This window comes from Candidatus Microthrix parvicella Bio17-1 (genome assembly GCF_000299415.1).
GTDB lineage: Bacteria > Actinomycetota > Acidimicrobiia > Acidimicrobiales > Microtrichaceae > Microthrix > Microthrix parvicella.
On the sequence record NZ_AMPG01000005.1, the window covers coordinates 133,129 to 159,421 of the forward strand.

The following is a 26,293-nucleotide window of genomic DNA, read 5'->3' on the forward strand; positions in this document are numbered from 1 at the left end:
TCAGGCGATGGTGTCGATGATCTCGTTGGCCGAAAGAAACTCTGCCAGGCCAGGCGTGAGATCCAGAGCGGCAACATCCCACACAGGTACCCAGCGTGCGTCTGAGACGTCCGATCCCGCTTGTGGCTCTTGATGCGGATCCAACAGGGTCACCTGGAAGTCGACGACCACGTAGTGGGCACGGGTCCCGGCCGAGTCGGGCAGGAGTTCGGCAATGCCGACCTGGTTGCTGCACACCCCCACCACACCGGTCTCCTCCCGAAGTTCACGAATCACAGCTTCTGCAAGCAACTCGCCGTGCTCCACACGGCCGCCAGGCAACGTCCATGCGCCCACGTCGGGTGCGGTCGCTCGCCTCACCAACAACAGTTCGTTGTCGCGCTGCACCACCGCACCCACGGCCACCTGAGGCCGTTCACCCAACGTCAAGGCTCCACCGGTGCGGGGGAGGCTCTTCGGACGCCAAACTTCGATGCACCACGATCGCCCGGGCGATCAGACCGGCCGCCTCAAAGAAGTTCTTGGTGGCCCGGTCACCCGGGAGCGCCAGCGAGTCGATACCGATACATCCCGCAGCGCGAGCCCAGCTTTCCACCGCTTCGATCATGTGTCGCCCGACGCCCACCCCGCGGGCATCGGGATGGGTGTGGATCTCCTCGACGACGGCCAGGAGGCCATCTGCAACGGGCTCAAGGCGGGCTACCGTCACCCCGAGCGGCACATCAAACACCGTGCCGACCACAACCAGGCCGTCGGCCAAGCGGTCTCGGAGTCGCTGCTCGGTGACCGGTGCTGCGTTGGCCAACGCCCAGGTACCGCCATCACGCTGGTTGAGTTGCCCGTCGTGGGCCTGACGGACCAACTCGAGCACGGTTGGCAGCTCGTCCAGGGTGGCACTGCGAGCTTCGATCGGCCCCGTCACATCGACGATTGCAGTTGACGAACCCGCGTCAGGATGGTGCGTCGCCCGCGGTTGGCCTGCTCGTAGGCACCGATGGCGGCCAGCTCAGCGGCGGTCAACGCGTCAAGACGCTTCACCACCTGGGAGGCGGCAAGCTCATCAAAGCCAGGAATGGCCAGGTCGCCAACCACTGGCAATGGCTCAGATGGGGTCGGTTGCACCGAAACGGTCTGCGCCACGGTTCCGCTGGGTGCCGGCCCGTCGTTGGCGCTCATCGCCGAGAGTCGGTCCTCGACGCGAAGCGGGCTGACGTTGGACGGGCGGGTCATCTGGCGCACCGGATGCAGCCGCGGGCGGTCCCCCAGGTCGAGTCCAGGAGGATCCATCGGAAGACCGGCATGGGCGCAGACGAGCCGGCCAAGTCGCACGCCGAGCGCCATCTGACCCTGGGTACGGGTGATCAATCGGTCGACAGCACCGGCCGAGCCGATGGCCAGCCGCGCGAGCGGCGTGTCGAAGAGCACGTCCTCGGGGGCTTCAACGGGGAGCGTGGCAGCCGGGATCACGACATTCCGAATGCGATCTGGATGCCAGGGCAGTCTTCCTCGCCGGACGGACACGTGGGGTTGACCCGCCGTCCGAACTGGCGTGGATGCACCACCATAAAGCACCCGGGGCAGGTGAACTCGCCCTCCTGCTTGGCCGTCACCCCATCTGCCTGCTCCACCGGTGCCGGCTTCTTCACCGGAACGACAAGCGCCTCTTCCTCTTCTTCATCGTCATCATCGAGGTCGTCCTCGGAGGCGATTTTCCCTTTGAGGATCGTGTCGAGGTCGGCCTCGACGTCATCGGGGCCAAGGTCCTCCTCGTCGTCCTCGTCCTCGGACGGCGCCTTGGCGGCCGCTGAGGCATCGTCCTCGGACGGCGCCTTGGCGGCCGCAGAGGCATCGTCGGAGTCGTCGTCGTCCTCCTCGGGGACCTCAACGAGGTCCTCATCCAGGTCGGTGGACAGATCGTCGTCGTCGAGCTCCTCGTCGAGCTCTTCGACCTGGTCGTCGAGCTCGTCTGCATCATCTTCGAGATCATCGATGTCGTCAGCAGCCATTGCAGTAAATCCTCAGAACGTCAGCGGGTGGTCGGGCGGCATCATAGACAGCTCTCGCGTCCTCGCCGACCCGGCTTCTCGGCGAAGCCGGTGCATTGCCTACAACCTGGACTCGGCGGCGTCCACCCCAGCGCACAAAAAGTCACCCGTGGACGCCGGGAAGCGCCCTATTCGGCGGCCGCACCGCGCCTGGCCTCCGCCCGGCGCTCGGCCTCGAGACGCTCCAGTTCCACGCCAGACCCATGGTCCACATAACTCATCATCTCGGCCACCAACCGGTGACCCGCCTGCTCGGCGATCGCCCGGTGCATCTGCTGTGCCACCACCCGGTAGCTCACGTGCCCCTGGGGTGCCGAACGCAACTCCGTCAGATGCATGGCCTCCCGCGCATTGAGGTTCATGACAAAGCGAACCCGGTAGGCCAGCGCCACGGCATAGCTCGCCCGGTCTGGGAACTGTCGAGCCAACAGATCATGCAAACCCGCCGAGGTTGCCATCGCCCGGTCGTACTCGGCCGCCGCACCGGCGTCATCCACCTCGGCCGGCCGCAGGTAGCCGTGGTGCGGCGTCAGGTTCTGCCACTCGATCGTCATCATGCGGTGCCGCTGGAGGTCGCGGAAGGCTCCGTAGTCGGCCACCACCTCGAAGCGATAGTTCACCCGCTCGAGCCCTCGACCCGGCTTGTGACGCCGGTTGGACCGCTGCCCCACGTACGCGGCGACCACCGCACGACGGTCATCAGCACCCATTGCGGCCACCTCGGCGAGCAGCGTTGCGTCACTCAGATGAGTGTGGGGGGCCAACATGGCGGCGATCATCTTGGTTTCGGCCTCGGGATCCCAGTCCACCAGACGCACTGCGGCGTCACCCTCGCTGTCGACGCGGCCGTCGAAGAGCCGCTCGGCGACCTCTGACATGGTCGAACGGTTGGTCGCCAGATAGTTGCTCCAGGCGCCGCCCCGGTCTGGCACGTCCACCCGCTTCAGGAAGGATGGGATCACCTTGCGCAGTTCGTGGAGCATGTCATCTGCGTACGCACGGGCCTCTGGCAGCGGATGGGCACGAAGGCGCAGGAGAAGCGCCTCGTAGGCCTGGCCGCTGCCGTAGATGCCCACGTTGGATTGAGCGGCGGCCGGGAGGAGCCCCCGGAGCGCATCGAAGGATTTGGCGCGAATCGACTGGCGATACACAAAGTCGGAGTCGTCTGCATGCTTGGGATACACCCGACGGAAGTGGTCGCCAAGCACCGGGAGCAGCGATGAATAGGTGTCGAACAGGTCGTCCATGTCCCCGACATAGCGGGCGCCCAGGCGTGATGCGAGCACCTCGGGGTCGCGGTAGTACCGGAACCGACCGTTGACCCGGGCGTCGTAGGGGATGTAGCGGGTCGACTGCTCCAGGTAGCTGGCCAGGCGACCCCATTCGAGCAGCTTGGTCAGGATGTTTGATGCCTGCTCGCACGCCAGGTGCACCCCACCCAGTTGGGCGACCGAGTCGTCGCCGTACTCGACGAACACCTTGTCGTACAGCTTCTCCGCCCGTTCCAAACCAACCCCGGCGTCGGTGCCGACATCAGCGGTCAGTTCCAGGTCAACCGCAAACTCGTCCAGAAACAGCCGCCGCAGCGACTTGGCCGATCGGCTGTAGCGGGCGAACAACGCCCCCTTCACCACCTCGGGCAGGTTGGTCAGTGCAAACACCGGTCGATCGAGGTTGGTGAAATACCGGCGCAACACCAGCGCCTCGTCGTCGGTGAACTCCTCGGCCTGGTGGGTGAACACGAGCCGAGACTATTTCACTCCGGCCAAACTCTGGGCCATGGTGGGATCCAAAGCCGTCCACCCCGGCGGTTCCCCCAGCCGAGCGGTGATGGGGGTCAGTGCGTCACCGAGCGCCATTCCTCCGTCGCTGCGGTCAGCACGCTGGGATCGGCCCAGAGGTCGACGGCAACGCCGGCCATGGCCTTGGCACCATCGAGCACCGCCAGGTCGCCCGAAGGCGAGGCGGCGGCGACCGCAAACGCCTCGGTGTGGATCGAGCTGTCGGGCGGCGCTGCAGCAATCGTGGGGTGGATGCTGGGCACCTCGAGGCTGACGTTGCCCATGTCGGTCGAGCCAACGGTCAGCGAGGCGTGCTCCACCCCGGCCACGCTCCGCCCCAGGAGCGCAGCGTGGGCGCTGTAGCGAGCACCCAAGGTGGCATTGTGCACCAGCTCTGCGTACGGGGAATCCACCCAGACGACCTCCATCTCACAACCGGCGCTGAGCGCTCCGCCCTCAAGCGAAGCCAGCACCCGTGGCTTCAGCTGCTCGAGGCGGGCCAGCGTGCCCGAACGAACGTAGTAGTGCGCCGCAGCGCGCCGGGGCACCACGTTGGGCTGGTCCCCGGCCTCGGTGAAGATGCCATGGATTCGCTCGTCGGGAGCGATGTGCTGACGCAACGCGCCAACGGCGCTGTAGCCCAACACGGCGGCGTCGAGCGCGTTGCGACCCAGTTCCGGGTGAGCGGCAGCATGGGAGGCTTTGCCGTGGTAGGTCACCTTCACCTGCTGAACGGCGATGGCATACATCGACTCGACGTCAGCCGATGACGGGTGCACCATCATCGCCGCGTCGACCCCCAGCAGTGCCCCGGCATCGATCATGGCGATTTTGCCGCCGCCACCCTCCTCGGCCGGGGTACCCAGCACCACCAGGTTGCCGTCGAGTTCCTCGACCACCGATGAGGCGCCCAACGCTGCCCCAAGCCCGGCGGCGGCGATGATGTTGTGACCGCAGGCATGACCGATTCCCGGCAGCGCGTCGTACTCACAGATGATCGCCACCGTTGGGCCCGATCCCCCACCCACCCGTGCCTCGAATGCCGTATCGAGGCCGTACGCACCCCTGGTGACGTGGAGGCCCGCCTCCTCCAGCACCCCACACAGCAGGTCGTGGGCGTGGTATTCGGCGTATGCCAACTCCGGGTCGGCGTGGATGCGATGCGAAACGTCCAGCAACCGATCCGCCAACCGGTCGATCTCCTCGGCAACTCGGGCCTGGGCGGCCGTCTGGCCGATGCTGTGGGGCGTTGCACTCGCGTCGTTCACCATCATCTCAATGTAGGAGCAGCGCAGCGACGGGCGGCGCCCGGCCTACATCACCACGGCGAACGCATCCGGAACAACGCTCACAGTGAAGCGGTCCACCATGCCGTGGTCCAGCCCGTCGACGAAGAGTCGCCACGGGCCACCCGCCGAGTCGACCGACTTGGGCCGCGAGGTGGCCAGGTCCGGGTGAGGCAGGTGCGTGCCCGTGCGCAAACGGGCGCCGAGGCGCCGCCGATCACGCCTGGGTAGCGACCCGCGGGTCACCTCCAGGCGTCCGTCGTTGGGGTGACCGCGCGGCGCGATGTTCCAGTCGCCGAGGAAGGCCGCGTTGGCCACCACCAGCGTCTCGGCCTCAAACCAACCCATGTGCCGCAGCTCCCCACCACGAGAGCGGGCCGGCTGCCGAAACGCCACCACGTGGGCCACGGCCGCCATCGCCCCGCCCGCGGCACGGTCAGAGTCACAGCGAACCACCATCGCGTCGAGCGGAAAAAGCCAGGCATCAGGGCCGCTGGGGCTTCGGCCGCCGGCAGCGCCGCCAAGGGTGACAAACAGGTCACCTCCGGCCAGCCCGACTGCGGTGGCACCCTCGAACCTGCCAGGGTTCGGCTTCGGACCATCGAGCACCTGGCGACGAACCAGTTCGGCCAGTTCGGCATCGCTCGTGGCCACCGGCCGACCGATTTCGAGCGAGCAGGGACGGCCCCACTGCACCCCCTTCGCGATGGTCACGCCGGCGGTGAACCGGATGCGGTGTCGTTGGACCGGTCAGCAGCGGCTGCGTCGGTCGTCAAACCCGTCTCGAACTCCAGCTCGGTCATCGTGGAGACCACGCCCCGGTGCAGGCCATCGACGGCCGCCCGAGCGGTCACCGCCAGGCCGGGCCGGTCGGTCACCTCGGCGATCTGACGGGTGAGATCGATCAACTGACGGATCCAGCGCACGAAGTCACCGCCGGAGAGGTCTTCGTCCACCACGTCAGCGAGTCCGGCTCCGGCCACCCACGAGTAGGCCACCTCGACCATGCCGGGGTCCGGTCCTCGGGTCTGCGGGAGCCCGGCGGCCTCCTCGGCCTCGTTGACCTGCCGTGTGGCGCGCTCGATCTGGCGGAATCGCCGCCGGAGTATCGAGTTGGGAAAACGTGGCTCGGGTGGCGGCTCGGAGCTGCGGTGCTCGTAGGTGAACACCGAGATCAACCCGGCCAACTCCGCCGCGTTCAACCCGTCGAGCAGCCCAGTTTCCATCGCGTGGGTGATCACCAGGTCGGCCTCGTGGTAGAGGCGTGCCAGGCGTTTGCCTGGTGGGGTCAGCTGCCAGCCGTCGAGATACCCCCGGGCCTCCAGCACCGACACCCGCGCTCTCAGGTCTCGCTCCAAGGCCGTGTCGCGCCCGGCGATCCGGCGCCGCAACGTCTCCCGATCCCGGCCCAGGCGGCCCACCTCATCCAACGCCGTCAGGTGATCGTCAACGTCGGGGCACCGGGCAACCGGATGCTCCGCCGCAGCACCCACCCGCCGATCTTCCGCCGGGGGAACAACGGCAGCATCCTGCGCCCCGAGAATCGATTCCGGTGCGTCGTCGGTGGGCCTCGTGCGAGCGTGCCCCACGGCGCGTCGGGGGTTCAGACGTCCGAGGGCGACGCCGGCCTCCTGCGCAAACTGGTCGGTCTCCGGCCTGTAGGGCACCGGCAGGTCCACTTTCCCCACCACGGTCGGCTCCTCCGCGAAATCCATGTGTGTCAGCCGATGGGGATGCCCCGAGCGGTCGGCCACCCGAAGCCGAACCCGACCGCGTGACCGGTGAGCAACCGACAGCACCACCACCCGGTCTTCGGACCCCGGGTGTTGGATCACCTCACCCGGCACCAGGTCACCCACCGCATCGGTGATCTCCGCGCTGACGCCGGCGGAGCCTGTCAGGTCGTCGTGCCCGACTGGTCGAACGGCCCGTTCGGCCAGGACGAGCGCCGCGTAGTCCCCAACATCGCCCAGTTCGCAGACGGCACGTTCCTCGGCCTCAGCCAACACGCCTTCCACCCGGTCGAGGCGGGCCCGCAGGCGCACCAGGTCGGCATCGGCCTGGAACTGGGCGAAGCTGCGCTGCAGCACTCCCAGCGCCTCATCCCGCTCGTAGCGGGACACCAGGTTTGCGACCATGTTGTAGGTGGGATGGAAGGCGGATCGGAGGGGATATTCGCGGCTGGCCGCCAGTGTTGCCGCCTGTTCGAAGGTGACGAACGGCGACCAGGCCACCACCGCGTATCCCAGTTCATCGATGCCCCGTCGCCCGGCACGACCTGTCAGTTGGGTGAACTGTGCAGGGGTCAGGAAGTCGTGGCCGTCACCGGTGAACTTCGTGAGCTTGTCGATCACCACGGTGCGGGCGGGCATGTTGATGCCCAGGGCCAGCGTCTCGGTGGCGAACACCACCTTGATCAAACCCAGCGAGAACGCCTCCTCCACCGCCTCCTTGAACGACGGCACCATGCCGGCATGGTGGGCGGCGACTCCAGCCTCGAGGGCCGACAGCCAACGCTCGTAGCGCAACACCTTGAGGTCGGCGACCCCCAACTGGGCGGTGTGGTTTTTGGCGATCGTTCGGATCATGGCCCGCTCCTCGGCGGTGGTGAAGCGCACCCCCGAGTCCCGGCACGCCGCCATGGCCTCGTCGCAGCCGTTGCGACTGAATATGAACCAGATCGCCGGCAGCAGCCCCTCGCCGTCGAGCCGCAGCACCGACTCCACTTTTCGTGGAGCACCGAACGGACCCCTACGACGGCGTTGACTCCGCTGAGGACCACCGGCGCCACGTCCCCGTCCGGAGGGCAACTGTGCATCAAATCGGTGGCCTTCCGGGTTGGGACGCCCGTCCACCAACAGCCCCAACAGGTGATCCTCCTGGGCGGTACGGTCGGCCACCAGGTACAGCGGGCGCAGTTCCACGGGGCGCTCGTGCTCGATCACCGTGCGGGTCGGCCCTCGCAGGGCTCGAATCCACTCGCCGAGTTGCTCGGAATTGGACACCGTGGCAGACAGGGCCACCAACTGTGCACCCGCCGGCGCGTGAATGATGACCTCCTCCCACGTGGGGCCGCGTTGAGGGTCGGCCAGGTAATGCACCTCATCCATCACCACCACGCCCAGACCCGCCAGGTTTGGACTCTGCACATAGATCATGTTGCGCAGCACCTCGGTGGTCATCACCACCAGGTCGGCCGAGCCGTTCAGCGCATTGTCCCCGGTGAGCAAACCCACTCGCGCCGAACCCCAGCGGGCGGAGAAGTCACGAAACTTCTGGTTGGAGAGCGCTTTGATCGGAGTGGTGTAGAACGCCCGGCGGCCCTGGGCGAGGGCCCGTTCGATCCCATGTTCGGCCACGAAGGTCTTGCCCGCACCCGTGGGCGCCGCGACCAGCACCGACTCCCCGTCGTCGATCGCCTCGATCGCCCTGATCTGAAACTCATCGGGGGTGATCGCCCCCTGCAACCGGCTCACGAGGACCGCAGCGCCTTCTCCCGCCGTCTGACGATCAGTTTCCCGACCAGGATCGACACCTCGTAGAACACGTACAGCGGGATTGCCAGCGCAAACATGGAGATCGGATCGACGCTGGGAGTGATCAGCGCCGCCAGCGCGGTGATTCCAACGACGGCCTCCCGCCGCCACCTCGCCAGCGTCGAAGGCTGGACGATGCCAACGAACTGCAGAGCGATCAACACGATTGGAAACTCGAAACCCACCCCGAAGGCCGCCATGGTGAACAGAACAAGCGTCGTGTACTTGGTGACGTTGGTCAGGTTGTTGATGCCCTCCCCACCCACGCTCAAGAGAAATTCCAACGCCTTCGGCAGGGTCAGGTACGCCACCGCCGCGCCCGCCAGAAACAGCGTGGTCGAGACAACGACGAATGTGGCGGCGTACACCTTCTCTTTTCGATACAGCCCGGGCGCAATGAATCGCCACAACTGGTAGAAGATCACCGGCAGTGCAAAGAAGATTCCCGAATAGGCGGCGACTTGGGCCCGGAAACCAAACGGTTCCAGCGGGTCGAAGCTGGTCAGCGCACAGGTGCCCCGCTTGGCTCCAACCGCGTCGCAATACGGCAACGTGAGGAAATCAAAGATGCGCTCGTAAAAAATCCATCCGAGGAGCGCCCCGATCAGGATGGCGAGCGCCGACCGAACCAGCCGATCGCGCAACTCGCGCAGGTGATCGACCAGCGTCATGTCGCCCGCGAGGCGGGTTTCGTCGTCGGTGGTCACGTCTGAGGTCACGAGTCTGCGTCCACCTGATCGCTCGCATCCACCAGGGGCGCCGCCCGTGTGCTGAACGCCACGTGGTCCGGCCCCTGAGCCGCCTCACCAGCAACCTCAGGCTGTTCGTCCGCGGCCGCAACCTCAGCCTCCGGGTCCGACATGGCCTCGGCAACCGCTTCTGCTTCGGCCGCCACTTCCACGTCGACCGGTACGCTGCGACCCGCCAACTTGTCGTCGACGTTGAGCGGAAGCTGGGGGCCGGCCCGCGGGGGTTCCCCAGGCTCGTCATTTCGTTCCTCAACCTGGTCCGAACCTGTGCTGCCAGTGGTATCCGAAGCCACGGCCGCGGCCTTCTTGGCCGCAGATTCCTCGGTGAGGTCCAGTTCGGCCATGCGCACGATCTCGGACAGTTTCTTGCGCGGCCGCATTGCGAATTCGCCAATCTCCCTCAGCGGTTGCATGGCGGGGTCGTCAACCACCTCGCGCACCTCGTCGGACATCGACGAAATTTGCGCGCGGGCCTGAGCGATGCCCTTGCCGATCTTGCGCGCAACCTCGGGCAGTCGGTCGGGACCAACCACCACCATCAGCATGATCAGCACAGCCAACAGTTCCCCGCCACCGAGGCTGTCAATCAGACCAAACATCAAAGTTGCAACTCCGGGGGCCGTGGCCACCCGGACAGTCTACCGACGGCCCAACACAAGACCTTGGAGGCCCCAGGCCAAGCCGACCGCGTCAGCTATTCCCGAAGGCGGACGTCCACTCATCGCCATGGATGATCTCGTGGAAGGCAAGCAGGTCATCGTGGGAGATCGGTCGGCCGGACCGGCACTCGCTCAGCTCGGCCGGCAACGACCACCTGGTGAGCGACACCCCTGCCGACACCAGCGCCTCGACCACGTCACTTTTGGCGGGCCGCACCTCGGCCATGGTGCACGTGGGGCACCTGAAGATGTAGGTCGCAGCACCGGTTTCAGCACAGACGCGCAGCTGTAAGCCAGGGGAACGCAGCTCCACGTCCCCACAATCGGAACAGGTTGCTCGGATCAACGCCACGGGTTCACCTCATCTGATGCGGTTTGCACCCTTTCGTATCGGATCGCGAAGCCGCGCTGTGAGGGAACGACACGATCGAGCGTTGCGAGAAGTCGAATTACCCACCTGGACTTTCATCGTCGGTGCAACGTGGCGCACCATGGGGCATGGCCCATCCCACCCTTGACGGTCCTACGGTGTACCTCGCCGACGGCGGCGCGCCTGAACAGGAGGTCGACCACTCCCTGGCCGGTTTCGCACTGGCCCGTCGACTCGGTGCCGATGGCTGGGAGGTATCGGGTCGGCTCAGCGCCGACCACATCGTCCTCCTCGCCAGGTCGGCAACCTTCGGTTGGCGACGCCGACCCCACGCAGCGTCCCCAGCGGCCCAATCGGAGGCGCCTCCCCTGGCCGACCTGCTGGCGATGGACATCGATGAGGTGCCGATGGTGTCGGTGGCCGTCGAGAACCGGGCCACGCTGGATGCCGTGGTTCTGGCGGCGCGTGGTGCCGGCGCCCTGGAACGCATGCTGATCCGTTGTCCCGACCTGGAGCTGCTGGAGACCGCCGCGGCGGACCTGGGGCATGAACGGCCCGCATTTATCCACGAGGCACCCCTCGCTGCAATGGCAACGGGTCCGGAACGGCACGCCGACCGACTCAGAACCGGGTCGATCGAAGGTCAGGCCATGATGTTTGGCCAATGGACCGGCGGGCTCACCGCCATGTTTCACCGTTTCGGTCGGCTCTGTGTCGGCCGCGGCGCCACGCACGTCCGCATGATCCGCGAGTTCGCCCAGATGGGCATCGACACCGTCTCGAGCACACACCCGGATCGCCTGGACGAGGCCCAACGAGGCCCCGGGTCGCCGTAACCAACACAAACCCGTTGAAAACGGCTCTCATCGGCGTACCCTGAACGAAATACACAGAGGAGCGACCGATGAGCAAATCCAGGAGTGGAGGCCCACCGGCGCCGGTTCAGCCTCAAACGTCCGATGGCATGGTCGCATCCAACGGCAAGGCCGCTCAATTTTGGCGTGCAGTCAAAGTCTCCCCCGGCAGCGGCGTGACCATCCTCGTGTTCATCGCTCCTGCCTTGGCTGTGGCTGCGCTCTGGAACCTCCGTGAATCAAACATGTACTTGGCCGCCCCGCTCCAGATCGTTCTTGGATCGGTTGCATTCCTGGGTTCCATCCTGGCGATCGTCGTCGTCTTTGCGCGGCTTGGTCTGTACGACGCAAGCAAGGCCCTGGGGCTTCCATCCGGAACCGTCAGAGCGTTGATCGCATTGATCCTCCTGATCATTTTTGTCATCTTCAGCAATGTGGTCTTTGGAAATCTGGCCAGCAGCGGCAGGGAAACATCATTCAACTACCTGTCAACCGAACAGGTCGCAGCCCTTCCAGGGCCAGTCATCAAACGTAACGCCGACCCCGGCCCGGACGGCGAGTTTGGAACTGCGGACGACGGTTTCTCCGGTACGTACCGGGCCAGCCCCAACTCCGACGCCGTTGCACTGGGCGGGCAGATCGTGACGGCCCTCATTACCCTCGTCACAGCGATCAGCGCCTTCTACTTCGGTTCGGGTTCCCTTGAATCTGCGGCGAAGGCACTCCAGCTCCCAGATGGTGCGAATACGCTCAAGGTCGACAGCCCCGGCACTCCAGCCATGATGGAGCGGGATCCCGGGGGCACACTGCTTCCCGTGATCATTCGTCTCAGCGGCACCGCTCTGGACCAAGGAAGTGCACAGACTGACGTCCAAGGTGACCCAACGGGGGTCGCGACGGCGTCCATCTCGGAGTCGGGCATGGTGACCTATCGCCCCGGTGCGCCGACCGGTCCCGTCACCTTGACGTTCCGCTCCACCGGGGACGCCACAGTGTCCACTCAACTGGTATTGCACGTTCCTCCCCCACCCGATCCGGAGGTCGATCAAACCGTGGTCGCTGACACGAACGAAGGCAGCCGGTAGAGGAGCGCCGTCCGTAGGAGACCGTCCGGGTCGAGGATCGATCAGTCGGATCCAGCCCGTGGCTCTCCAAAAACCAACCGGCACCAACCGGGTGGGAATCAGGCCCGGCATCGGGTCACAGCCCTCGGAGCCTGCTGAGCGGCCAGACTGTTGCAACCGCACGGCCTTCGACAAGTTCGTTGGGGATGGTGCCGAAGAACCGGCCGTCCTCGGACAGTTCCCGATTGTCACCAAGAACCAGGATGTGGCCCGGCTGCACCTTGATGGGCGCGTTGATCAGGGTCTTCACGTCGTCGCCAAGCCACGGTTCGCTCAGCGGCTCACCGTCAACCATCACCCGATCTGAGGAACTGGTGATCGTTTCACCGGGAAGTCCGATGACCCGCTTGATGAGGTGTGATGGGGCTGATGGGTCGCCGGGTCGGTAGTCGGGCGGCCTCCGAAACACCACCACGTCGCCGCGGTCCGGCATCGAGCGGGCGGAGAACAGCTTGGACACCAGCACGCGGTCACCCAGCTCCAACGTCGGGCTCATCGACGCCGACGGAATGGAGAACGCCTGAAACGCGTACGTCTTCACACCGATGGCAGCGAGCAGCGAGAGGGTCAGCACCACGAGCCACTCGGCGATCCAACGGCCGGTGGAGACACCCCGCCGGCCTCGGCGGAGGCCGAGCCCTCGTTCGGTTTGACCGCCGGTGGAAATGCCGGGGATCACGTCGCCAGGCGACGCGGACCCGGCGGTGTCCGAGGCCCGACCGCCTCGACCCGACAAGGGCTGCGGGCTGGACGGACCGGCCGATGGGATGCCGCTCGGTCGACCACGGGGTGCATCGCCGGTGGCCGCTGGAGACGAAGTAGCCGGCCGTGACACCGAGCGGTTGCGCTCTCCCATGGACGACCAGGTTACCGCCCACTCCGACAATTCCACGGCCTGGAGGTCCCAAACCAGGATGGCGTCAGAGGCCACCGATGCGGCCTGGCGGCCACACCCGGGCGGTCGCTCGCCCCACGATTGCGTCCTCGGAGATCGGGCCGAAACAGCGGCCGTCCTTCGAAGCACCCCGATTGTCCCCCAGCATCAGCAGGTGGCCTTCGGGCACGGTGATTGGCTCTGACATGTCGGTGACGGTGCCCGGTGGGAGGTAGCTCTCGTCCAGCGGTTTTCCGTCGGCCATCACCTGTCCGGAAGGGCTGGTGATGGTCTGACCCGGAAGCCCGATCACACGCTTGATCAAGTCCTGAGGATCATCGGATCCGAACGGACACTGGGACACGTCGGGCCGCTGGAACACGACCACGTCACCCTGATGGAGGTCGGCGATGGAGTCGCTGGGCTTCCAGACCACCACGCGGTCGCCACTCAGCAGCGTGGGCACCATCGAGTCGGATGGAATCGAGAACGCCTGCAACAGAAATGCCCGCAGCAGTAGGGCCAGCACCAGGCCGACGGCGAACACGGCCACCGTCTCGGCCCAACTGCGAGCTTTCGCCGCCAGCGCCGACCGTCCGGCGGACGCTTCGTTCTCGACCGGTACCTCGACCTCGACCTCCGCCTCGGCTTCGACGCCGGCTCCGGCTCCGGCTCCGACCGCTACCTCGACCGGCGTCAACCCGGGCGTTGCATCATCGCTGGAGGATGTTGGCGGCTGGGGCTGCACGGCGCTCGGCGGGTATGGGGCCCGCACACGCATCGGCTTGCCCATCCCGTTCAGCTGCGGAGCGGGCACCGCCCACTTTGGCTCGACGGCCGGCGTGTTTCCCGCCTGCGGATCGTCGCTCACGACACCGTCCCGTCGTAGCGGGCCAGCACCGTCCGCGCCGCTGCGATCCCCGCTGCCAACAGCTCGGTCGGGGCCGACACCACCTGAGCCTCCGGCCCCAGCCTCAGCAGCAGGCGGCTGAGCCATGCCTCACCCGAGATCGCCAGCCGAATGAGCAAGGTGTCGTCTTCGCCCGAGACGACGGATTCCACCGGGTAGGCCTCGGCGATCCAGCCGTACGCCTTCGGCACCCGCAACTCCACCACCGGTGACCCGTCGTCTGGACGGATCGACAGGGAGGGGTCCTCCGGCGGGGGGCGACGACGGGCCTCATCGAGCACTTCGGCGTCGAGCACCCGGTCGAGGCGAAAGGTTCGAGGGGCATCGGCACGATGGCAATAAGCGGCCAGATACCAATGGCCCGCCTCGTTGCGGAGCAACCATGGATCGACCACGCGCTCCTCGGCCTGATCGCGGCCAAGCGTGTAGTAACGCAGCCTCACCTGCCGGTCGGACTCCAGCGCGCCTCCCAGAAGTTCCCGTTGCGTTCCGGCGGCGGCATCCCCCAGATCGACGCTCAGGTCGCGCTCGGGGTCGGCACCGATCGCCCGTGCCAGCTTGGACAGGCCGCGCGCCAGGGGCCCGTCGAGGTCGGTTCCGGGTGTGGCCAAAAGTGCGGCTCCGGCCGCCAGCAGGGCCAGGTTCTGCGCAGGTGACAGCGCCAGGGGCCGCCGAAACGCCTCACCCAATCGAAGCTCGATGTGATCGTCCTCATCGATGGACACATCCACCAACGCGTCGGGCGTGTAGGGGTAGACCCCCACCATGAACACCACATTCAGGTCGGCCAACAACTCATCGCGATCGATACCAAAACGTTCGGTCACCTCGGAGACGGTCACGCCGGGCCGCTCGGCCACCCACGGCAGCACCGCAAGGATGCGACGCAGTCGATCCCCGGCGGTCACCCGGCTGCTCACGGCCGTCCCTCGGTTGCGATCAACGAGTCGAGAACCGTCGACACCCAGTGGGTGAGGTCGGTTCGTGCCCAAGCCGGTTCGATGACCTCCACATGGTCGAGGTGACTCAGCACGTAACTGCGAAATGGTTCCCAACGGGTCAGCCGCACTCGCAGACGCAACGAACCGTCGGAACGTTCGGCAAGCACTTCGGCGTCGGGGAGCTCCAGACGGACGACCGGCGCCACCACGGAATCGACCTCCAAGGTGACCTCCTCGGCGGGTCCATCGTCATAGGTCCACGGTTGGCCGGTACCGGGCCCACCGGTCGGCTCGTGGGGGGCCGCCGAACCCGGTGCACCCAACTCGATCCGGTCTCCCATACGGTCCACTCGAAACGACCGGCGCTCACCCTTGGCGCGGTCGAACGCCGCCAGGTACCAGCGACCGCGCCGGTACTCCAGACGCTCCGGGTCGACCAACCGCTCGGCATCGCGATACACAAAGCCGGCGGTGGCCCGCCCGCTCACCGCGCTGAACAGCGGCAGAAGCGCCGCCGGGGTGGGCACCTCGGCGGACAACGAGACCGGCGAGCCGGCGCCGCCTGCGACCCCACCCAGCTTCCAGAGGCCCGAATCGTCGTCGAGACCTCGCAACCGCACGATTGACGTCGCCAGGTGCAGCGCCGCCAGTTCGTCGGTGTTCAGTTCAGGGTCGTCCATGCCGTAGTCCGCATCGGTGATGCGATACCCGACGACCGGCGGATCGGCGCCGGGCAGATCCTCCATCAGGATGGGCAGGCCCATGGCCCGCAGGTCATCCTTATCGCGCTCGAACGCGCGGTGGAACGCCTCACCGCTCTCCGGATAGCCCTCGACCCGCCGATGGATCTCCTCGGCCCTCAAGCCTCGAGGACCCTCCATCAGCGCCGCAATCAGATTCAGTTGGCGTTCGAGCTTCTTGGATGACACCGAAGGGTCATCTTAGGTCAGCCTTCAGGGTTTCCACCGGGCAACGATCCCCGGGGTGCGCCACCCGCCGGTGGGCACAGCGGTTTCACTGCACCATCAGACCTGCCGCCAGGGCACCGGCGGCTGCGGCGGCTCGAAAAAAGAGCGGGTCGTCATCGATACTCCGGCCCATCGTGGTGACCCGCAGGTCGAACGCGCCCAACGTCTCGGTTGGGTCCGGCACGTCGCCCGGATCCCGGACCTCCACCTCGGGCAGGTCGGCGGCCTCGGCCGGGACCAGCGCCACCAATGGTCGGGCGAAACACAGCCTGGCGGCGGTCTCGGTGTGGTGGCTGATGCCTTGATGCCGCGTCCGCCCATCGCCGTCCGATGCCCTCACCGCCAACACCGGAGTGCCTCCCATCTTGCGAGCCAGATCCAAGATCTGCGCCACCTCCACCGAGGTGGTGCCGAGCGAGGTCCCCGTTCCGACCACTCCCGGACCCATGGCCACCACGATCGCGTCGGCGGCGAGCACGTGTCGGGCCAGCCCCAAGGCCGAGGCAGCGCTGACCGCCTCCAGGTCGCCGCCGAAGGCATGCCCCGCCGTCACCGTGCCGCACAGCACCCCGGCCGAGCGCAGGCCGACCACCAGGTCCGACATCACCAGCGGCAGCGCTGCGCCATCGGTCATGACGTACGCGATGCGGGCCTCCGGCCGCATTGCGGCGATGGTGGCCGCCACGACCGCCATCTGGCTGTGCAGCGAGCACGCCACCACCGGCACCCCGTCAAGCGAGGCGTCCGCCGCTTCGGGGTGCACCAACTCGTCGGTTCCCGCATCAACCTGCAGGCTGGTGTAGCGCAGCTTCATAATGTGGTCCGGGCCGTTTCGCTGGAACTCACGACGCGAGAGGTTCCAGTGCACGACGTGCCACCCCCCTGTGCCAAGGCTCAGTTCGACCGCAGTCGTGTTGCATACCACCTCGTCGTCCAACGCCACCGGGCCGGTCAGATCGACCAGGACGTAGGCCCGAGCCGTCTCGTCGAGGCCAAGATTCACCCGAACGCGCTGCAGCCCGGTCCGCTCTGAGATCAGCTCGGTCACCCGGCCGGTTCGAAAGGTGGGCATCTACGTTCCCGTTCGGCCCGTGCTACAGGCTGTCGATGAGATGCTGGACCCGCTCGTCGTGAGCCAGGAACGGGTCCTTGCACAACACCGAGCGTTGGGTCTGATCGTTGAGCTTGAGGTGCACCCAATCGACCGTGTAGTCGCGCTTGCGCTCCTTGGCCCGCCGAATGAACTCACCGCGCAGCCTTGCCCGGGTGGTTTGGGGGGCCAGGTCGACCGCCTCGGCGATTGCATAATCGTCAACCATGCGCTCCACCAGCCCTCGGCGCTGCAGCTTGTAGAACACCGATCGGCTGCGGTCGATGTCGTGGTATTGCAGGTCGAGGAGGGCCAGGCGGGCATCGTCGGGAGCAAGGTTGTGACGCTCGCGGTAGGCCTCCACCAGCTGATACTTGATCACCCAGTCCAGCTCCCGCCCGAGGGTCATCGGGTCGTCTTCAAGGCCCACCATGACGTGCTCCCACATCTGCAACGCCTGCTTCTCCTGCAGATTCAGTTCGTGGTTGGCCGCATAACGCAGGGCCCGTTCCAGGTACTCGGCCTGGATCTCCAGCGATGACACCTCCCGCCCGTTGGCCAGACGCACCCGCGCTCGGCCGGTGAGATCATGACTGATTTCCCTGATGGCCCGAATGGGGTTCTCCAGTGTCATGTCTCGCAGCACCACGGTGGGATCCTCCAGCATTCGCAGCATGAGCAAGGTGGCACCCACCTTCAGGTAGGTGGAGTACTCCGACATGTTGGTGTCGCCCACGATGACGTGAAGGCGGCGGAACCGCTCTGCGTCGGCGTGGGGCTCATCGCGGGTGTTGATGATTGGGCGGCTGCGGGTCGTCGCCGAGCTGACGCCCTCCCAGATGTGTTCGGCCCGCTGTGACACCGAGAAGTGCGAGCCCCGGCTGGTGTTGATCACCTTGCCCGCACCGGCGTAGATCTGGCGGCTGACCAGGAACGGGATCAGAACCTCGGAATAGTGGGCCAGGTCGTCCGAGCGATTGGTCAGGTAATTCTCGTGGCACCCATATGAGTTGCCGGCCGAATCGGTGTTGTTCCGGAACAGATACACATCACCGCGAATGCCCTCGTCGTGCAGGCGCTGCTCGGCGGAGCCCAGAAGCTGTTCCAGGATGCGCTCGCCCGCCTTGTCGTGGGCGACAAGGTCGGCCAGGGAATCACACTCGGGGGTTGCGTATTCGGGATGTGAACCCACATCGAGGTACAGGCGGGCACCGTTGGCCAAAAAGACGTTGGATGAGCGCCCCCAACTGACCACCCTGCGGAACAGGTACCGCGCCACCTCGTCGGGGCTGAGACGTCGCTGACCGCGCAGGGTGCAGGTCACCCCGTACTCCGTCTCGATCCCCATGATCCGGCGTTGCATCGAACCAAGCTACCCGTGCGGCCCGTCGTCCGAGGCCGTTGTCGGCGCGGTCGAGCGAACCGAATCAGGACGGCTCAGGTGCCAGCGGCCTCGTCATCATCGGACTCCGCCTTCGACTCGTTCGATTCCGATGGCGACGACACCCCTGTGGCTTGACGGGGCTCGGCGGTGGCCAGGTCGGTGGCGCCCGTGTCGGTGGTGACGGTGGCCGCCAACGGAAGGTCCGCAGCCTCCGGAACCGACTCGACTTCGGTTTGGGCGGTTGCTCCACCCACATGACCTCCCAAGATCTCGTCGACCTCCCCCTCAGCCAGCCGGCGGAACGAACGATGCTCAACCTGGCGATCAAGGACGGCCACCTCCAGGTCTGAGGCCGACAGCGCGCGCTCCGGGCCGGCCAACGCCGCGGCGGCCAGCCGCAGGCCGGTGGCCAGGTCCGGGGTGCCCTCAAACTCGGCGGACACCCGATCCCGCACCGCGTCCGCGTCGCCGCCGAGCACGGTGAAACCGGACTGATCGATCAGGGTGCCGTCGTAGAGAATGTGAAAGAGGCGGTCGTCCGAGGGAACGCCCGACACCTCGGCCACCAGGATCTCCACCTCCATCGGCTTCATCTCATGGGTGAAAACGTTTCCGAGCATCTGGGCGTACCCGTTGGCCAGGCTCCGGCCATCGACGTCCTCGCGGCTGTAGGCGTACCCCTTGAGGTCGGCCGAGCGCACGCCGGCGATACGAAGTTGGTCGAACTCGTTGTACTTACCCACGCCCGCAAAGGCGATGCGATCGTAGATTTCGGAGATCTTGCGCAGCAGGCGGCTGGGGTTCTCAGCGCAGATCAGGATGGCCTCGCTACAAGACAGGCCAATCAGGCTGCGGCCCCGGGAAATACCCTTTCGGGCATAGTCGGCCCGATCCTTCATCACCTGTTCGGGTGCGACATAGAAGGGCTGAGTCATAGAGCTCCGATCGAATTTCGGGGGGCGAGGCTTGCGGGTGGGCTTGCGGGTTCAGTGGTTGTCGTGCGCTGCCGGTGAGCCGCGTTGAGCGCGAAGCCGTTCGACCAGCACCTGGGTGCGTTCGGCCAATTCAGCCTCGTCCACCCGCTCGAAACCACGTTCCGTGATGGTGGCCACGATCGGATAGATACCACGCAACAGGTCGGGACCACCGGTTGCCGAATCCTCATCGGCCGCCTGAAACAGCGCATCGAGTACGAGGTCGACGCCATCGGCCTGGGTCAGATCGCTTCGCCAGCCCAGCTTGACCACGGTGCCGGCATGCAGGCTGCCCGACCCGGTGGCGGTGTGATCGGCCTCCTCGTAGCGGCCCCCCGTGACGTCGTATTGAAACAGGCGTCCTTCGCCCCTCCGCAGGTCGTATCCAGCGAAGATCGGCACCACGGCGAGGCCCTGCATCGCCATCGGCAGATGCTGAGCCACCATTTGGCTCAGCTGGTTGGCCTTACCCTCCAACGACAGGTGATCACCCTCCACCTTCTCGTAGTGCTCCAGCTGCAGCTGAAAAAGCCGCACCATCTGCACCGCAGGCCCGGCGGCGCCCGCGATGGCCACTCCGCTGAAGCGGTCGCCGGGGAACACCTTCTCAATGTTGCGATGGCTGATGAGGTGCCCGGACGTTGCCCGACGATCGCCGGCCATGATGACGCCATCGGCAGAGCGGACAGCCAGACAGGTGGTGCCGTGCGGAATGCCGAACCCTCCGTCGCCACCGTTCAGGGTGCCCTCGGGAGCCGGGGGCTGCAGCCCGCTGTCGCGAACCAGGCGGGCAAAGTCGGGTCCCGGGTCGGCGCCGGGCGGAAAGTATGGGAGGTTCATCGCCAGCCAGCGTAGCGGCGAGGCCCCTGTGCCCGAGGGCCCCGACAGCGCCGCAGCCCGCTGCCACGATGGCTAGGCAATCGGGAACGCTCCCTTGACCAACCAGGTCACTCCAATGCCGTCGGCGGCGCCCCGCTGGCTGGACAGTGTCATGAATCCTCGATTTGGCGAAACGGTGGGACCGGTGAGCTCCGACCCATCATGGCCGTCGACCCGCAGGATCGGCGTCACCGAGCCGTCAAGGGCCAACGCCACCAACTCCATGTTGCCGCCGTCCTCGGCCACCAGCAGTGACTTCGATGAATCGTCCCACCACAGGTTGTCCACCCCGCTCAACACCGGGTCGTCGCCCGATGCCCGATACACGATCGACATCGTGGCGGCCTTAGGGTCGTAGGCCCACACCGTGTTGTCCAGCTTGGTGGAGAAGAACACTTTCCCCGCACCAAGCGCCAACCCTTCGCCGCCTGCGTAGGCGGTGGATTCACCCACCTGGGCGCGGGTGGCCTCGGACGCTGCAGATGGATCGGGCACCTCCAGCCACTGCACCGACCCGGTGCCGTCCGTGTCGCCACCGCTCACCTTGGCCACCTCCAGCGTGCCGGAGCCCAGGTTGGGCCACGACGATGGCGTGAACCGGTAGAACCGACCGTCAGGCTGATCCTCGGTGAGGTACAGCGCCTTGCCCGGCTCGTCCACTGCGGCTGCCTCGTGCTTGAACACGCCCAATGCAGGTCGCGGCTCGCCGCTGTTCGCGATGGTTGGGTCGGCCTCCCAGATGCGACCCTGGTCGAATTCCTCCCCCGACAACCACGTACCCCACGGGGTGGCGCCGCCGGCGCAGTTCAGGGCGGTCCCACCGAGGATGCGGTGAGCAGCCATGACCTCGCCGTCATCGGTCAGATGGATGGCGCTGGCGCCTCCGCCCTCACCTGGGCCGGTCTCATGGTTGATGGCCACCCACCAACCGTCACCATCGGGGTCCGAGAAGGTCGCGGCGCCGTCGGGCGACGGCGACCAGGTGTAGTCGGTGGAAGCGACCTTCTCCCCGGTTCGTGCCAAGACACTGGCGCTCCAGCCCTCAGGCACCATCAACCCGTCGGCGCCGGAGTCCACGGTCGGCTTGGTCCAGAACGTGGGCGCCACCGGCCGGGTGGCGGTGGGGTTCGATCGTGTCGTCGAGGCACCACCGGCAGCCGACACCGGGTCGTTGGAACCGGAACTGCATCCTGCGGCCAAAAAAGCCGCCCCCACCGGGGCTCCGGCGAGCGCCGCCAACAGCCGGCGTCGATCGGTATCCGGCACGTTGCGCGCAGCCATCTCTCCGACCTCCCGGGTGCTACTCGCCGCCCTTTTGTACGTAGGACTTCACGAAGTCCTCGGCGTTGGTTTCCAGTACCTCGTCGATCTCGTCCAGCAGGTCGTCCAGCTCGGCCTTCAGCTTCTCGCCGGTCTCGGCCGCAGCACCCGCAGGTACCGCATCGTCGACCTGTTCGTCCTCTTGGCGGGACGGTGCCGCCTTGCGCTGTGTCTCTCGTTCAGCCATGAGCCCTCCTCGGTCGGCCACTCAACCTACTCCAGGCCTGTGACGGTTGGATGTCCGCCACCATCACCGACGTGACCAAAGACACACACATCCTCCCGAACCCCAACCAGTCCGGGTAGTCCCTTCGATGTCACACCCCATCCGCATACTGGACCCATGAGTTCGACGGCGGTCCTCCACTCGACCAGCACCAGCAGTGGCAAAGGTGAGGGTGAAGGCGACGACCATCTGTCGGTGTTGCGCGACAGGCTTCGCCGCGAGGGCCTGGCAGAGTCGGCCGCCGGCGACCCGGTCGGCTCCCATCGGCATCCCGAGCGGGTGGCCAACCATTCGGCGACCGTGGCGTTGGAACATGCCGAGGCGGCATTGGACGAACTCTTCGCCGCCGGTGTCTGCCCGGGCGACTCCCGCGATGCGGTGGTGTGGATCGAGCAGTTGGAACATTTGGGCCGACGGGTGGACGCCGCCAGGGCCGAGCTGACCGGTGCGATTCAGGCTCACGTCCTGCACGCACCCGACGGTCACGGGTCCGCCAGGATCATGGTCCGTCATGTCGGCAAACTGTCCGACGCCGAAGCCGATTTCCGGGCCAAGACCGCCACGGCAGCCGCTCGGCTTCCCAAGGTCAGGGCCGCCTGGCAGGCCGGCGAGCTGTCAACCTGCGCGGTCCGGATCCTGGGCCGCATTCACGCCAACCAGCGGGTCGCACCCGCCATGGCCGCCCGTCAGGACGAGTTCATCGCCGACGCCAGATCGTGGAGCAACCGCACCTTCGCCCGCAAGGCCTACCGGTGGGCTCGTCTCATCGACGAGGACGGTCCCGAACCACGCAACGAACGCGATCACCACAAACGCGATGCACGCCTCACCCAGAACCCTTGGGACCTCTCCTGGGAGGTCACCGGGTTCTTCGCGTCCACCCAGGGTGCCCAGATGCGCGAGATCTTCGACCACTACCTCGACGCCGAGTTCAAGGCCGACTGGGAGACCGCCAAGGCCAGGGTGGGCGACGAGGTCAGCAACGACGACCTGGACCGCACCGACGCTCAACGCCGCGCCGATGCGCTCTTTCGGATCTTCCAGGACGCCGCAGCCGCACCCGAAGGGGCGGTGCCGCCGGGTTTCGTCCACAACATCGTTTGGTCAGCGTCGGCCTTCCAGGAAATGCTCGCCGCCATGGACGCTGACCGCGCTCCGAAGTTCGACGCCGACGACTTCATGTGCCGGACCAACGACGGCCACGACGTCGACCCAACCGAAGCCGCCGCCACCAGCCTGTTGGGCCAGTTCCGCCGGGTCGTCGTCGACGCGGCGGGGGTGGTCATCGATCTGGGGAGGGCCCGTCGTTTCACCGGATCGGCCCGCACCGCCGCCACTGCCGTCCATACCCACTGCGTCTGGCCCGGCTGCCACGCCCCAGCGAGCCGCTGCGACATCGACCACCTCCACGAACACGGCCGCGGCGGCCTCACCAACCCTCACAACGCCGCCCCGCTTTGCGGTTTATGCCGCATTCGGCATAAGCCACATTATGCCGAATCCGTGATTATGCCGAACAGTGGTGCGGATGTGTTGGTGAGCGCGGAGTTTGGGTTGTCGTGTTCGGCATAATCCTGGGGTTCTGATCGAGGCTTCCTGTCCGCTATTGGACAGGAGAGTGACGATGAGTGGTCCGTTGGATGTTCGGGTGTGTGGCCCGTTGGTCCCGTTTCGGGATGGTTTCGTTGAGGAGCTGGGCCGGAGTGGCTATACGCCGTTGTCGGCTGCGAATCAGGTGCGTTTGTTCGCGCATGTGAGCCGGTGGATGGCCTCTGGTGGTCTCGATGTTGAGGCGCTTTGCGAAGCTGAGGCTGAGTTGTTCCTGGCTGATCGGCGTGCTGAGGGCTACACGTCGTTTCATTCGTTGAGGGCGTTGGAGCCGCTGTTGGGGTTTCTGCGGTCGGTTGGTGCGATACCGGAGCGGGTTGTGGTTGGCCCGGTCGGCCCGGTTGAGGAACTGGTTGACGGATACCGGTGTTGGTTGGTTGAGGAACGGGCGCTGACGGTCAGCACGGTCGAACGGCGTGTGCGAACAGCTTGGTTGTTCCTGGGGTCGACCGGTGTCGACGTCGACGTTTTGGAAGCGGGTGATGTTCACCGGTTTGTGGGCCGTGAGTGTCCTGAGCGGAGTGTTGGCACAGCAAAGCTGTTGGTGTCCGATACCCGTTCGTTTCTGCGGTTTTTGTTCGCAGCTGGTTGGACGTCGGTTGATTTGTCGACGGCGGTTCCGGGGGTTGCGGGCTGGCGGGGCGCGGCGTTGCCCAAGGCGGTGGCATCCGAGATGGTTGCGGCGTTGTTGGCGGGGTGTGACCGGACCACTGTCGCCGGACGGCGTGACTACGCGGTTTTGGTGTTGTTGTCACGGCTGGGGTTGCGGGCTGGTGAGGTGGCCGGGTTGTGTTTGGAGGACATCGATTGGGACGCCGGGGAGATCACGGTGACCGGCAAAGGGGTCCGGGTTGAACGGCTCCCGCTCCCAGCAGATGTGGGGGAGGCCATTGTCGGCTATCTGGCTCACGGTCGACGCCCGACAACGGACCGGAACGTGTTTCTGAGGCTGCTGGCACCTCACGGACCAATGACAAGAGGTGCTGTGCAAGGGGTTGTGGGGCAAGCGTGTGAGCGGGCCGGGATCGAACGATTCGGCCCTCACCGGCTGCGACATAGTGCTGCGACCGACATGTTGGGGGCCGGTGCCGCACTCGCCGAGGTCGGCCAGGTTCTCCGTCACCGAAGCATGTCGACCACCGCGATCTACGCCAAATGCGACCTCGAGGCGTTGCGTTCGTTGGCGATGGTCTGGCCCGGAGGTGCCCGATGAGTGACCTCCATGGTGCTGTCGATGACTACCTCACGCTCCGACGTTCGTTGGGCCACAAACTCGAACGACATAACCGTCTTCTCCACGACTTCGTCGAGTTTCTCCACGGCCGCGAGACCACCACGATCACAACCACCCTGGCCGTCGAGTGGGCAACCATGCCCGCCGAAGCGCAGCCCGACTGGTGGGCGACCCGGCTCGGGGTGGTCCGCGTGTTCGCGAAACATCATCAGGCGACCGACCCGGCCACCGAGGTTCCTCCCGCCGATGTGTTCCCGGCGCACTCCCGGCGGGCCGAGCCGTTCATCTACACCGACACCCAGATCCGTGCGCTGCTCGCCGCGGCCGACAAGATCCACACACCGTTGAAAGCCGCAACGTATGGGACGTTGATCGGCCTGTTGGCGGTGACCGGGATGCGGGTCGGTGAGGCGATCCGCCTTGACCGCACCGATTTCGATCCGGACTCGGGGGTGCTCACGATCCGTGACACCAAGTTCGGGAAGACCCGCCGGATTCCGTTGCATCCAAGCACCACCGACGCGCTCGTCGCCTACAGCCAGCTTCGGGACACCACCCTGAGCACCAAGCGGTGTGAGGCGTTGTTCGTCTCGACGGTCGGGACCCGGCTCTTCTATGAGAACGTTCACCCCAACTTTCAGCGTCTCACCAGGGACGCCGGGATCACCACCGGCGAGCGTTTGCCTGACCGCTTCGACCCTTCAAGCGTTCTTCTGTGACCGGCTCATCAAACAACGAGCCGCCAGCCCGAACACCATCGCCGCCTACCGAGACACCTTCCGGCTCCTCATCGCCTACACCACCGACCACACCAACACCGACCCATCCGATCTTGATATCGGTCAGCTTGACGCCACCCTCATCGGAGGGTTTCTCCACCACCTCGAAACCGAAAGGCACAACAGCCCCTCCACCCGCAACACCCGCCTCGCCGCGATCAGATCGTTCTACAAATACGCGGCCCACCAGCACCCCGAACACGCCGAGACGATCCAACGCGTCCTCACAATCCCCCAGAAACGGACCGACCGGGCCACCGTCTCGTTCCTCACCCGACCCGAAACCGAAGCACTGCTCGCCGCCCCCGACACCGACACCTGGTGCGGGAGACGCGACCACACCATCCTCACCGTCATGACCCAAACCGGGCTCAGGGTCACAGAAACAACAGCGCTCACCATCGCCGATGTTCAACTCGATCGGCCCGGTGCTCACATCAACATCGCCCACGGCAAAGGACGCAAACAACGAGCAGTCCCGATCTCGACCGCTGTGATCGCTGTCCTCGGAGAATGGCTCCGAGAACGCAACGGGCAACCCGACGATCCGTTGTTTGGTGAGCCCCGCGTTTCTCGGACAGTGATCTGTGGCAGCCCTTACGCTGCCCGTGCCTCGTCGCGATAGCTGTCATGCACTTCAACCGGTGTCCGGTAACCGATCCCCGAATGAAGCCTGGAACGATTATACCAAATCTCGATCCA

27 protein-coding genes are annotated in these 26,293 nt (G+C 66.1%); 6 read left to right on the top strand and 21 right to left on the bottom strand.

The window, feature by feature from the left end:
- The 11 genes from MPARV_RS0117620 to MPARV_RS0117670 all read right to left on the bottom strand — a co-directional run bounded on the left by MPARV_RS0117620 (position 1) and on the right by MPARV_RS0117670 (position 10,369).
- A complete protein-coding gene (locus MPARV_RS0117620) occupies positions 1-423 on the bottom strand; it encodes an NUDIX hydrolase (RefSeq protein ID WP_031279109.1) in 423 nt (140 codons plus the stop codon).
- Positions 416-922: a GNAT family N-acetyltransferase gene (locus MPARV_RS0117625; RefSeq protein WP_012228680.1), complete on the bottom strand. Its 507-nt coding sequence runs from the start codon at positions 920-922 to the stop codon at positions 416-418. The genes MPARV_RS0117620 and MPARV_RS0117625 overlap by 8 nt, the downstream gene beginning before the upstream one ends.
- Positions 919-1,467, bottom strand: coding sequence for a hypothetical protein (locus tag MPARV_RS0117630; protein ID WP_020379208.1), 549 nt, complete (start codon positions 1,465-1,467; stop codon positions 919-921). Before MPARV_RS0117630 ends, MPARV_RS0117625 begins: the two co-directional genes overlap by 4 nt.
- Positions 1,464-2,006: a DUF4193 family protein gene (locus tag MPARV_RS23085; protein WP_012228682.1), complete on the bottom strand. Its 543-nt coding sequence runs from the start codon at positions 2,004-2,006 to the stop codon at positions 1,464-1,466. The genes MPARV_RS0117630 and MPARV_RS23085 overlap by 4 nt, the downstream gene beginning before the upstream one ends.
- A gap of 167 nt (positions 2,007-2,173) precedes the next feature.
- Positions 2,174-3,787: an FAD-dependent thymidylate synthase gene (locus MPARV_RS0117640; RefSeq protein ID WP_020379209.1), complete on the bottom strand. Its 1,614-nt coding sequence runs from the start codon at positions 3,785-3,787 to the stop codon at positions 2,174-2,176.
- 95 nt (positions 3,788-3,882) lie between these two features.
- Complete coding sequence (locus MPARV_RS0117645) at positions 3,883-5,097, bottom strand: M20 family metallopeptidase (protein ID WP_157789711.1); 1,215 nt, start codon at positions 5,095-5,097, stop codon at positions 3,883-3,885.
- Positions 5,098-5,139: 42 nt separating this feature from the next.
- Positions 5,140-5,826, bottom strand: a complete 687-nt coding sequence (locus MPARV_RS0117650; RefSeq protein ID WP_020379211.1) for a diacylglycerol kinase family protein — start codon at positions 5,824-5,826, stop codon at positions 5,140-5,142.
- On the bottom strand, positions 5,823-8,588 hold the full coding sequence (locus tag MPARV_RS0117655; protein ID WP_012228687.1) for a DEAD/DEAH box helicase: 2,766 nt from the start codon (positions 8,586-8,588) through the stop codon (positions 5,823-5,825). Before MPARV_RS0117655 ends, MPARV_RS0117650 begins: the two co-directional genes overlap by 4 nt.
- Positions 8,585-9,367: a twin-arginine translocase subunit TatC gene (gene tatC / locus MPARV_RS0117660; protein ID WP_012228688.1), complete on the bottom strand. Its 783-nt coding sequence runs from the start codon at positions 9,365-9,367 to the stop codon at positions 8,585-8,587. Before tatC ends, MPARV_RS0117655 begins: the two co-directional genes overlap by 4 nt.
- Positions 9,364-10,026: a Sec-independent protein translocase subunit TatA/TatB gene (locus MPARV_RS23090; RefSeq protein ID WP_012228689.1), complete on the bottom strand. Its 663-nt coding sequence runs from the start codon at positions 10,024-10,026 to the stop codon at positions 9,364-9,366. The genes tatC and MPARV_RS23090 overlap by 4 nt, the downstream gene beginning before the upstream one ends.
- A 61-nt stretch (positions 10,027-10,087) precedes the next feature.
- On the bottom strand, positions 10,088-10,369 hold the full coding sequence (locus MPARV_RS0117670; protein ID WP_051012049.1) for a hypothetical protein: 282 nt from the start codon (positions 10,367-10,369) through the stop codon (positions 10,088-10,090).
- A gap of 185 nt (positions 10,370-10,554) precedes the next feature.
- Between MPARV_RS0117670 and MPARV_RS0117675 the strand changes: the two genes are divergently transcribed.
- Positions 10,555-11,262, top strand: a complete 708-nt coding sequence (locus MPARV_RS0117675) for a PI-PLC domain-containing protein (protein WP_020379214.1) — start codon at positions 10,555-10,557, stop codon at positions 11,260-11,262.
- A gap of 68 nt (positions 11,263-11,330) precedes the next feature.
- On the top strand, positions 11,331-12,365 hold the full coding sequence (locus tag MPARV_RS0117680; RefSeq protein WP_157789712.1) for a hypothetical protein: 1,035 nt from the start codon (positions 11,331-11,333) through the stop codon (positions 12,363-12,365).
- Positions 12,366-12,480: 115 nt separating this feature from the next.
- Here the strand turns inward: MPARV_RS0117680 and lepB (MPARV_RS23095) are convergent, their stop codons facing one another.
- The 10 genes from lepB (MPARV_RS23095) to MPARV_RS0117730 form a co-directional block, all read right to left on the bottom strand.
- Positions 12,481-13,260, bottom strand: coding sequence for a signal peptidase I (gene lepB, locus MPARV_RS23095; RefSeq protein ID WP_157789713.1), 780 nt, complete (start codon positions 13,258-13,260; stop codon positions 12,481-12,483).
- 64 nt (positions 13,261-13,324) lie between these two features.
- Entirely contained in the window at positions 13,325-14,149 is an 825-nt protein-coding gene (gene lepB, locus MPARV_RS0117690; RefSeq protein ID WP_020379217.1) for a signal peptidase I, read from the bottom strand.
- Positions 14,146-15,108, bottom strand: a complete 963-nt coding sequence (locus MPARV_RS0117695) for a helix-turn-helix transcriptional regulator (RefSeq protein ID WP_012228696.1) — start codon at positions 15,106-15,108, stop codon at positions 14,146-14,148. Before MPARV_RS0117695 ends, lepB (MPARV_RS0117690) begins: the two co-directional genes overlap by 4 nt.
- A complete protein-coding gene (locus MPARV_RS0117700; protein ID WP_020379218.1) occupies positions 15,105-16,058 on the bottom strand; it encodes a helix-turn-helix transcriptional regulator in 954 nt (317 codons plus the stop codon). Before MPARV_RS0117700 ends, MPARV_RS0117695 begins: the two co-directional genes overlap by 4 nt.
- A gap of 85 nt (positions 16,059-16,143) precedes the next feature.
- The gene (locus tag MPARV_RS0117705) at positions 16,144-17,169 is read right to left on the bottom strand and encodes a DUF3866 family protein (RefSeq protein WP_020379219.1); all 1,026 of its coding nucleotides are present in this window, start codon (positions 17,167-17,169) and stop codon (positions 16,144-16,146) included.
- A 22-nt stretch (positions 17,170-17,191) separates the two neighbouring features.
- The gene (gene pafA / locus MPARV_RS0117710) at positions 17,192-18,550 is read right to left on the bottom strand and encodes a Pup--protein ligase (protein ID WP_012228699.1); all 1,359 of its coding nucleotides are present in this window, start codon (positions 18,548-18,550) and stop codon (positions 17,192-17,194) included.
- Between the two features lie 74 nt (positions 18,551-18,624).
- Positions 18,625-19,506, bottom strand: coding sequence for a proteasome subunit alpha (gene prcA, locus MPARV_RS21665; protein WP_012228700.1), 882 nt, complete (start codon positions 19,504-19,506; stop codon positions 18,625-18,627).
- Positions 19,507-19,557: 51 nt separating this feature from the next.
- Positions 19,558-20,385, bottom strand: coding sequence for a proteasome subunit beta (gene prcB / locus MPARV_RS0117720; RefSeq protein ID WP_012228701.1), 828 nt, complete (start codon positions 20,383-20,385; stop codon positions 19,558-19,560).
- 72 nt (positions 20,386-20,457) lie between these two features.
- Positions 20,458-21,705 (bottom strand): alkaline phosphatase PhoX, encoded by a 1,248-nt coding sequence (locus MPARV_RS0117725; RefSeq protein ID WP_020379221.1) that lies wholly within the window; start codon positions 21,703-21,705, stop codon positions 20,458-20,460.
- Between the two features lie 19 nt (positions 21,706-21,724).
- Positions 21,725-21,931: a ubiquitin-like protein Pup gene (locus MPARV_RS0117730; protein WP_012228704.1), complete on the bottom strand. Its 207-nt coding sequence runs from the start codon at positions 21,929-21,931 to the stop codon at positions 21,725-21,727.
- Between the two features lie 156 nt (positions 21,932-22,087).
- On the opposite strand from MPARV_RS0117730, the gene MPARV_RS0117735 reads away from it, so the two are divergent.
- Genes MPARV_RS0117735 through MPARV_RS0117750 form a run of 4 tightly spaced genes read left to right on the top strand, consistent with a single transcriptional unit; the run spans position 22,088 to position 26,216 of the window.
- Positions 22,088-23,542 (top strand): HNH endonuclease signature motif containing protein, encoded by a 1,455-nt coding sequence (locus tag MPARV_RS0117735; protein WP_020379223.1) that lies wholly within the window; start codon positions 22,088-22,090, stop codon positions 23,540-23,542.
- A 52-nt stretch (positions 23,543-23,594) separates the two neighbouring features.
- Positions 23,595-24,791, top strand: a complete 1,197-nt coding sequence (locus MPARV_RS0117740; RefSeq protein WP_020379095.1) for a site-specific integrase — start codon at positions 23,595-23,597, stop codon at positions 24,789-24,791.
- On the top strand, positions 24,788-25,531 hold the full coding sequence (locus MPARV_RS0117745) for a tyrosine-type recombinase/integrase (protein WP_020379224.1): 744 nt from the start codon (positions 24,788-24,790) through the stop codon (positions 25,529-25,531). Before MPARV_RS0117740 ends, MPARV_RS0117745 begins: the two co-directional genes overlap by 4 nt.
- Complete coding sequence (locus MPARV_RS0117750) at positions 25,428-26,216, top strand: tyrosine-type recombinase/integrase (protein ID WP_020379225.1); 789 nt, start codon at positions 25,428-25,430, stop codon at positions 26,214-26,216. The genes MPARV_RS0117745 and MPARV_RS0117750 overlap by 104 nt, the downstream gene beginning before the upstream one ends.
- Positions 26,217-26,293: the final 77 nt, after the last annotated feature.

Bases quoted from the DNA above. Each gene is read 5' to 3' on its own strand.
- MPARV_RS23085 (WP_012228682.1), bottom strand. From the start codon at position 2,006: ATGGCTGCTGACGACATCGATGATCTCGAAGATGATGCAGACGAGCTC.
- MPARV_RS0117645 (WP_157789711.1), bottom strand. From the start codon at position 5,097: ATGGTGAACGACGCGAGTGCAACGCCCCACAGCATCGGCCAGACGGCC.
- MPARV_RS0117675 (WP_020379214.1), top strand. From the start codon at position 10,555: ATGGCCCATCCCACCCTTGACGGTCCTACGGTGTACCTCGCCGACGGC.
- MPARV_RS0117680 (WP_157789712.1), top strand. From the start codon at position 11,331: ATGAGCAAATCCAGGAGTGGAGGCCCACCGGCGCCGGTTCAGCCTCAA.
- lepB (WP_157789713.1), bottom strand. From the start codon at position 13,260: ATGGGAGAGCGCAACCGCTCGGTGTCACGGCCGGCTACTTCGTCTCCA.
- MPARV_RS0117705 (WP_020379219.1), bottom strand. From the start codon at position 17,169: ATGCCCACCTTTCGAACCGGCCGGGTGACCGAGCTGATCTCAGAGCGG.
- pafA (WP_012228699.1), bottom strand. From the start codon at position 18,550: ATGCAACGCCGGATCATGGGGATCGAGACGGAGTACGGGGTGACCTGC.
- prcA (WP_012228700.1), bottom strand. From the start codon at position 19,506: ATGACTCAGCCCTTCTATGTCGCACCCGAACAGGTGATGAAGGATCGG.
- prcB (WP_012228701.1), bottom strand. From the start codon at position 20,385: ATGAACCTCCCATACTTTCCGCCCGGCGCCGACCCGGGACCCGACTTT.
- MPARV_RS0117725 (WP_020379221.1), bottom strand. From the start codon at position 21,705: ATGGCTGCGCGCAACGTGCCGGATACCGATCGACGCCGGCTGTTGGCG.
- MPARV_RS0117730 (WP_012228704.1), bottom strand. From the start codon at position 21,931: ATGGCTGAACGAGAGACACAGCGCAAGGCGGCACCGTCCCGCCAAGAG.
- MPARV_RS0117735 (WP_020379223.1), top strand. From the start codon at position 22,088: ATGAGTTCGACGGCGGTCCTCCACTCGACCAGCACCAGCAGTGGCAAA.
- MPARV_RS0117740 (WP_020379095.1), top strand. From the start codon at position 23,595: ATGAGTGGTCCGTTGGATGTTCGGGTGTGTGGCCCGTTGGTCCCGTTT.
- MPARV_RS0117745 (WP_020379224.1), top strand. From the start codon at position 24,788: ATGAGTGACCTCCATGGTGCTGTCGATGACTACCTCACGCTCCGACGT.
- MPARV_RS0117750 (WP_020379225.1), top strand. From the start codon at position 25,428: ATGAGAACGTTCACCCCAACTTTCAGCGTCTCACCAGGGACGCCGGGA.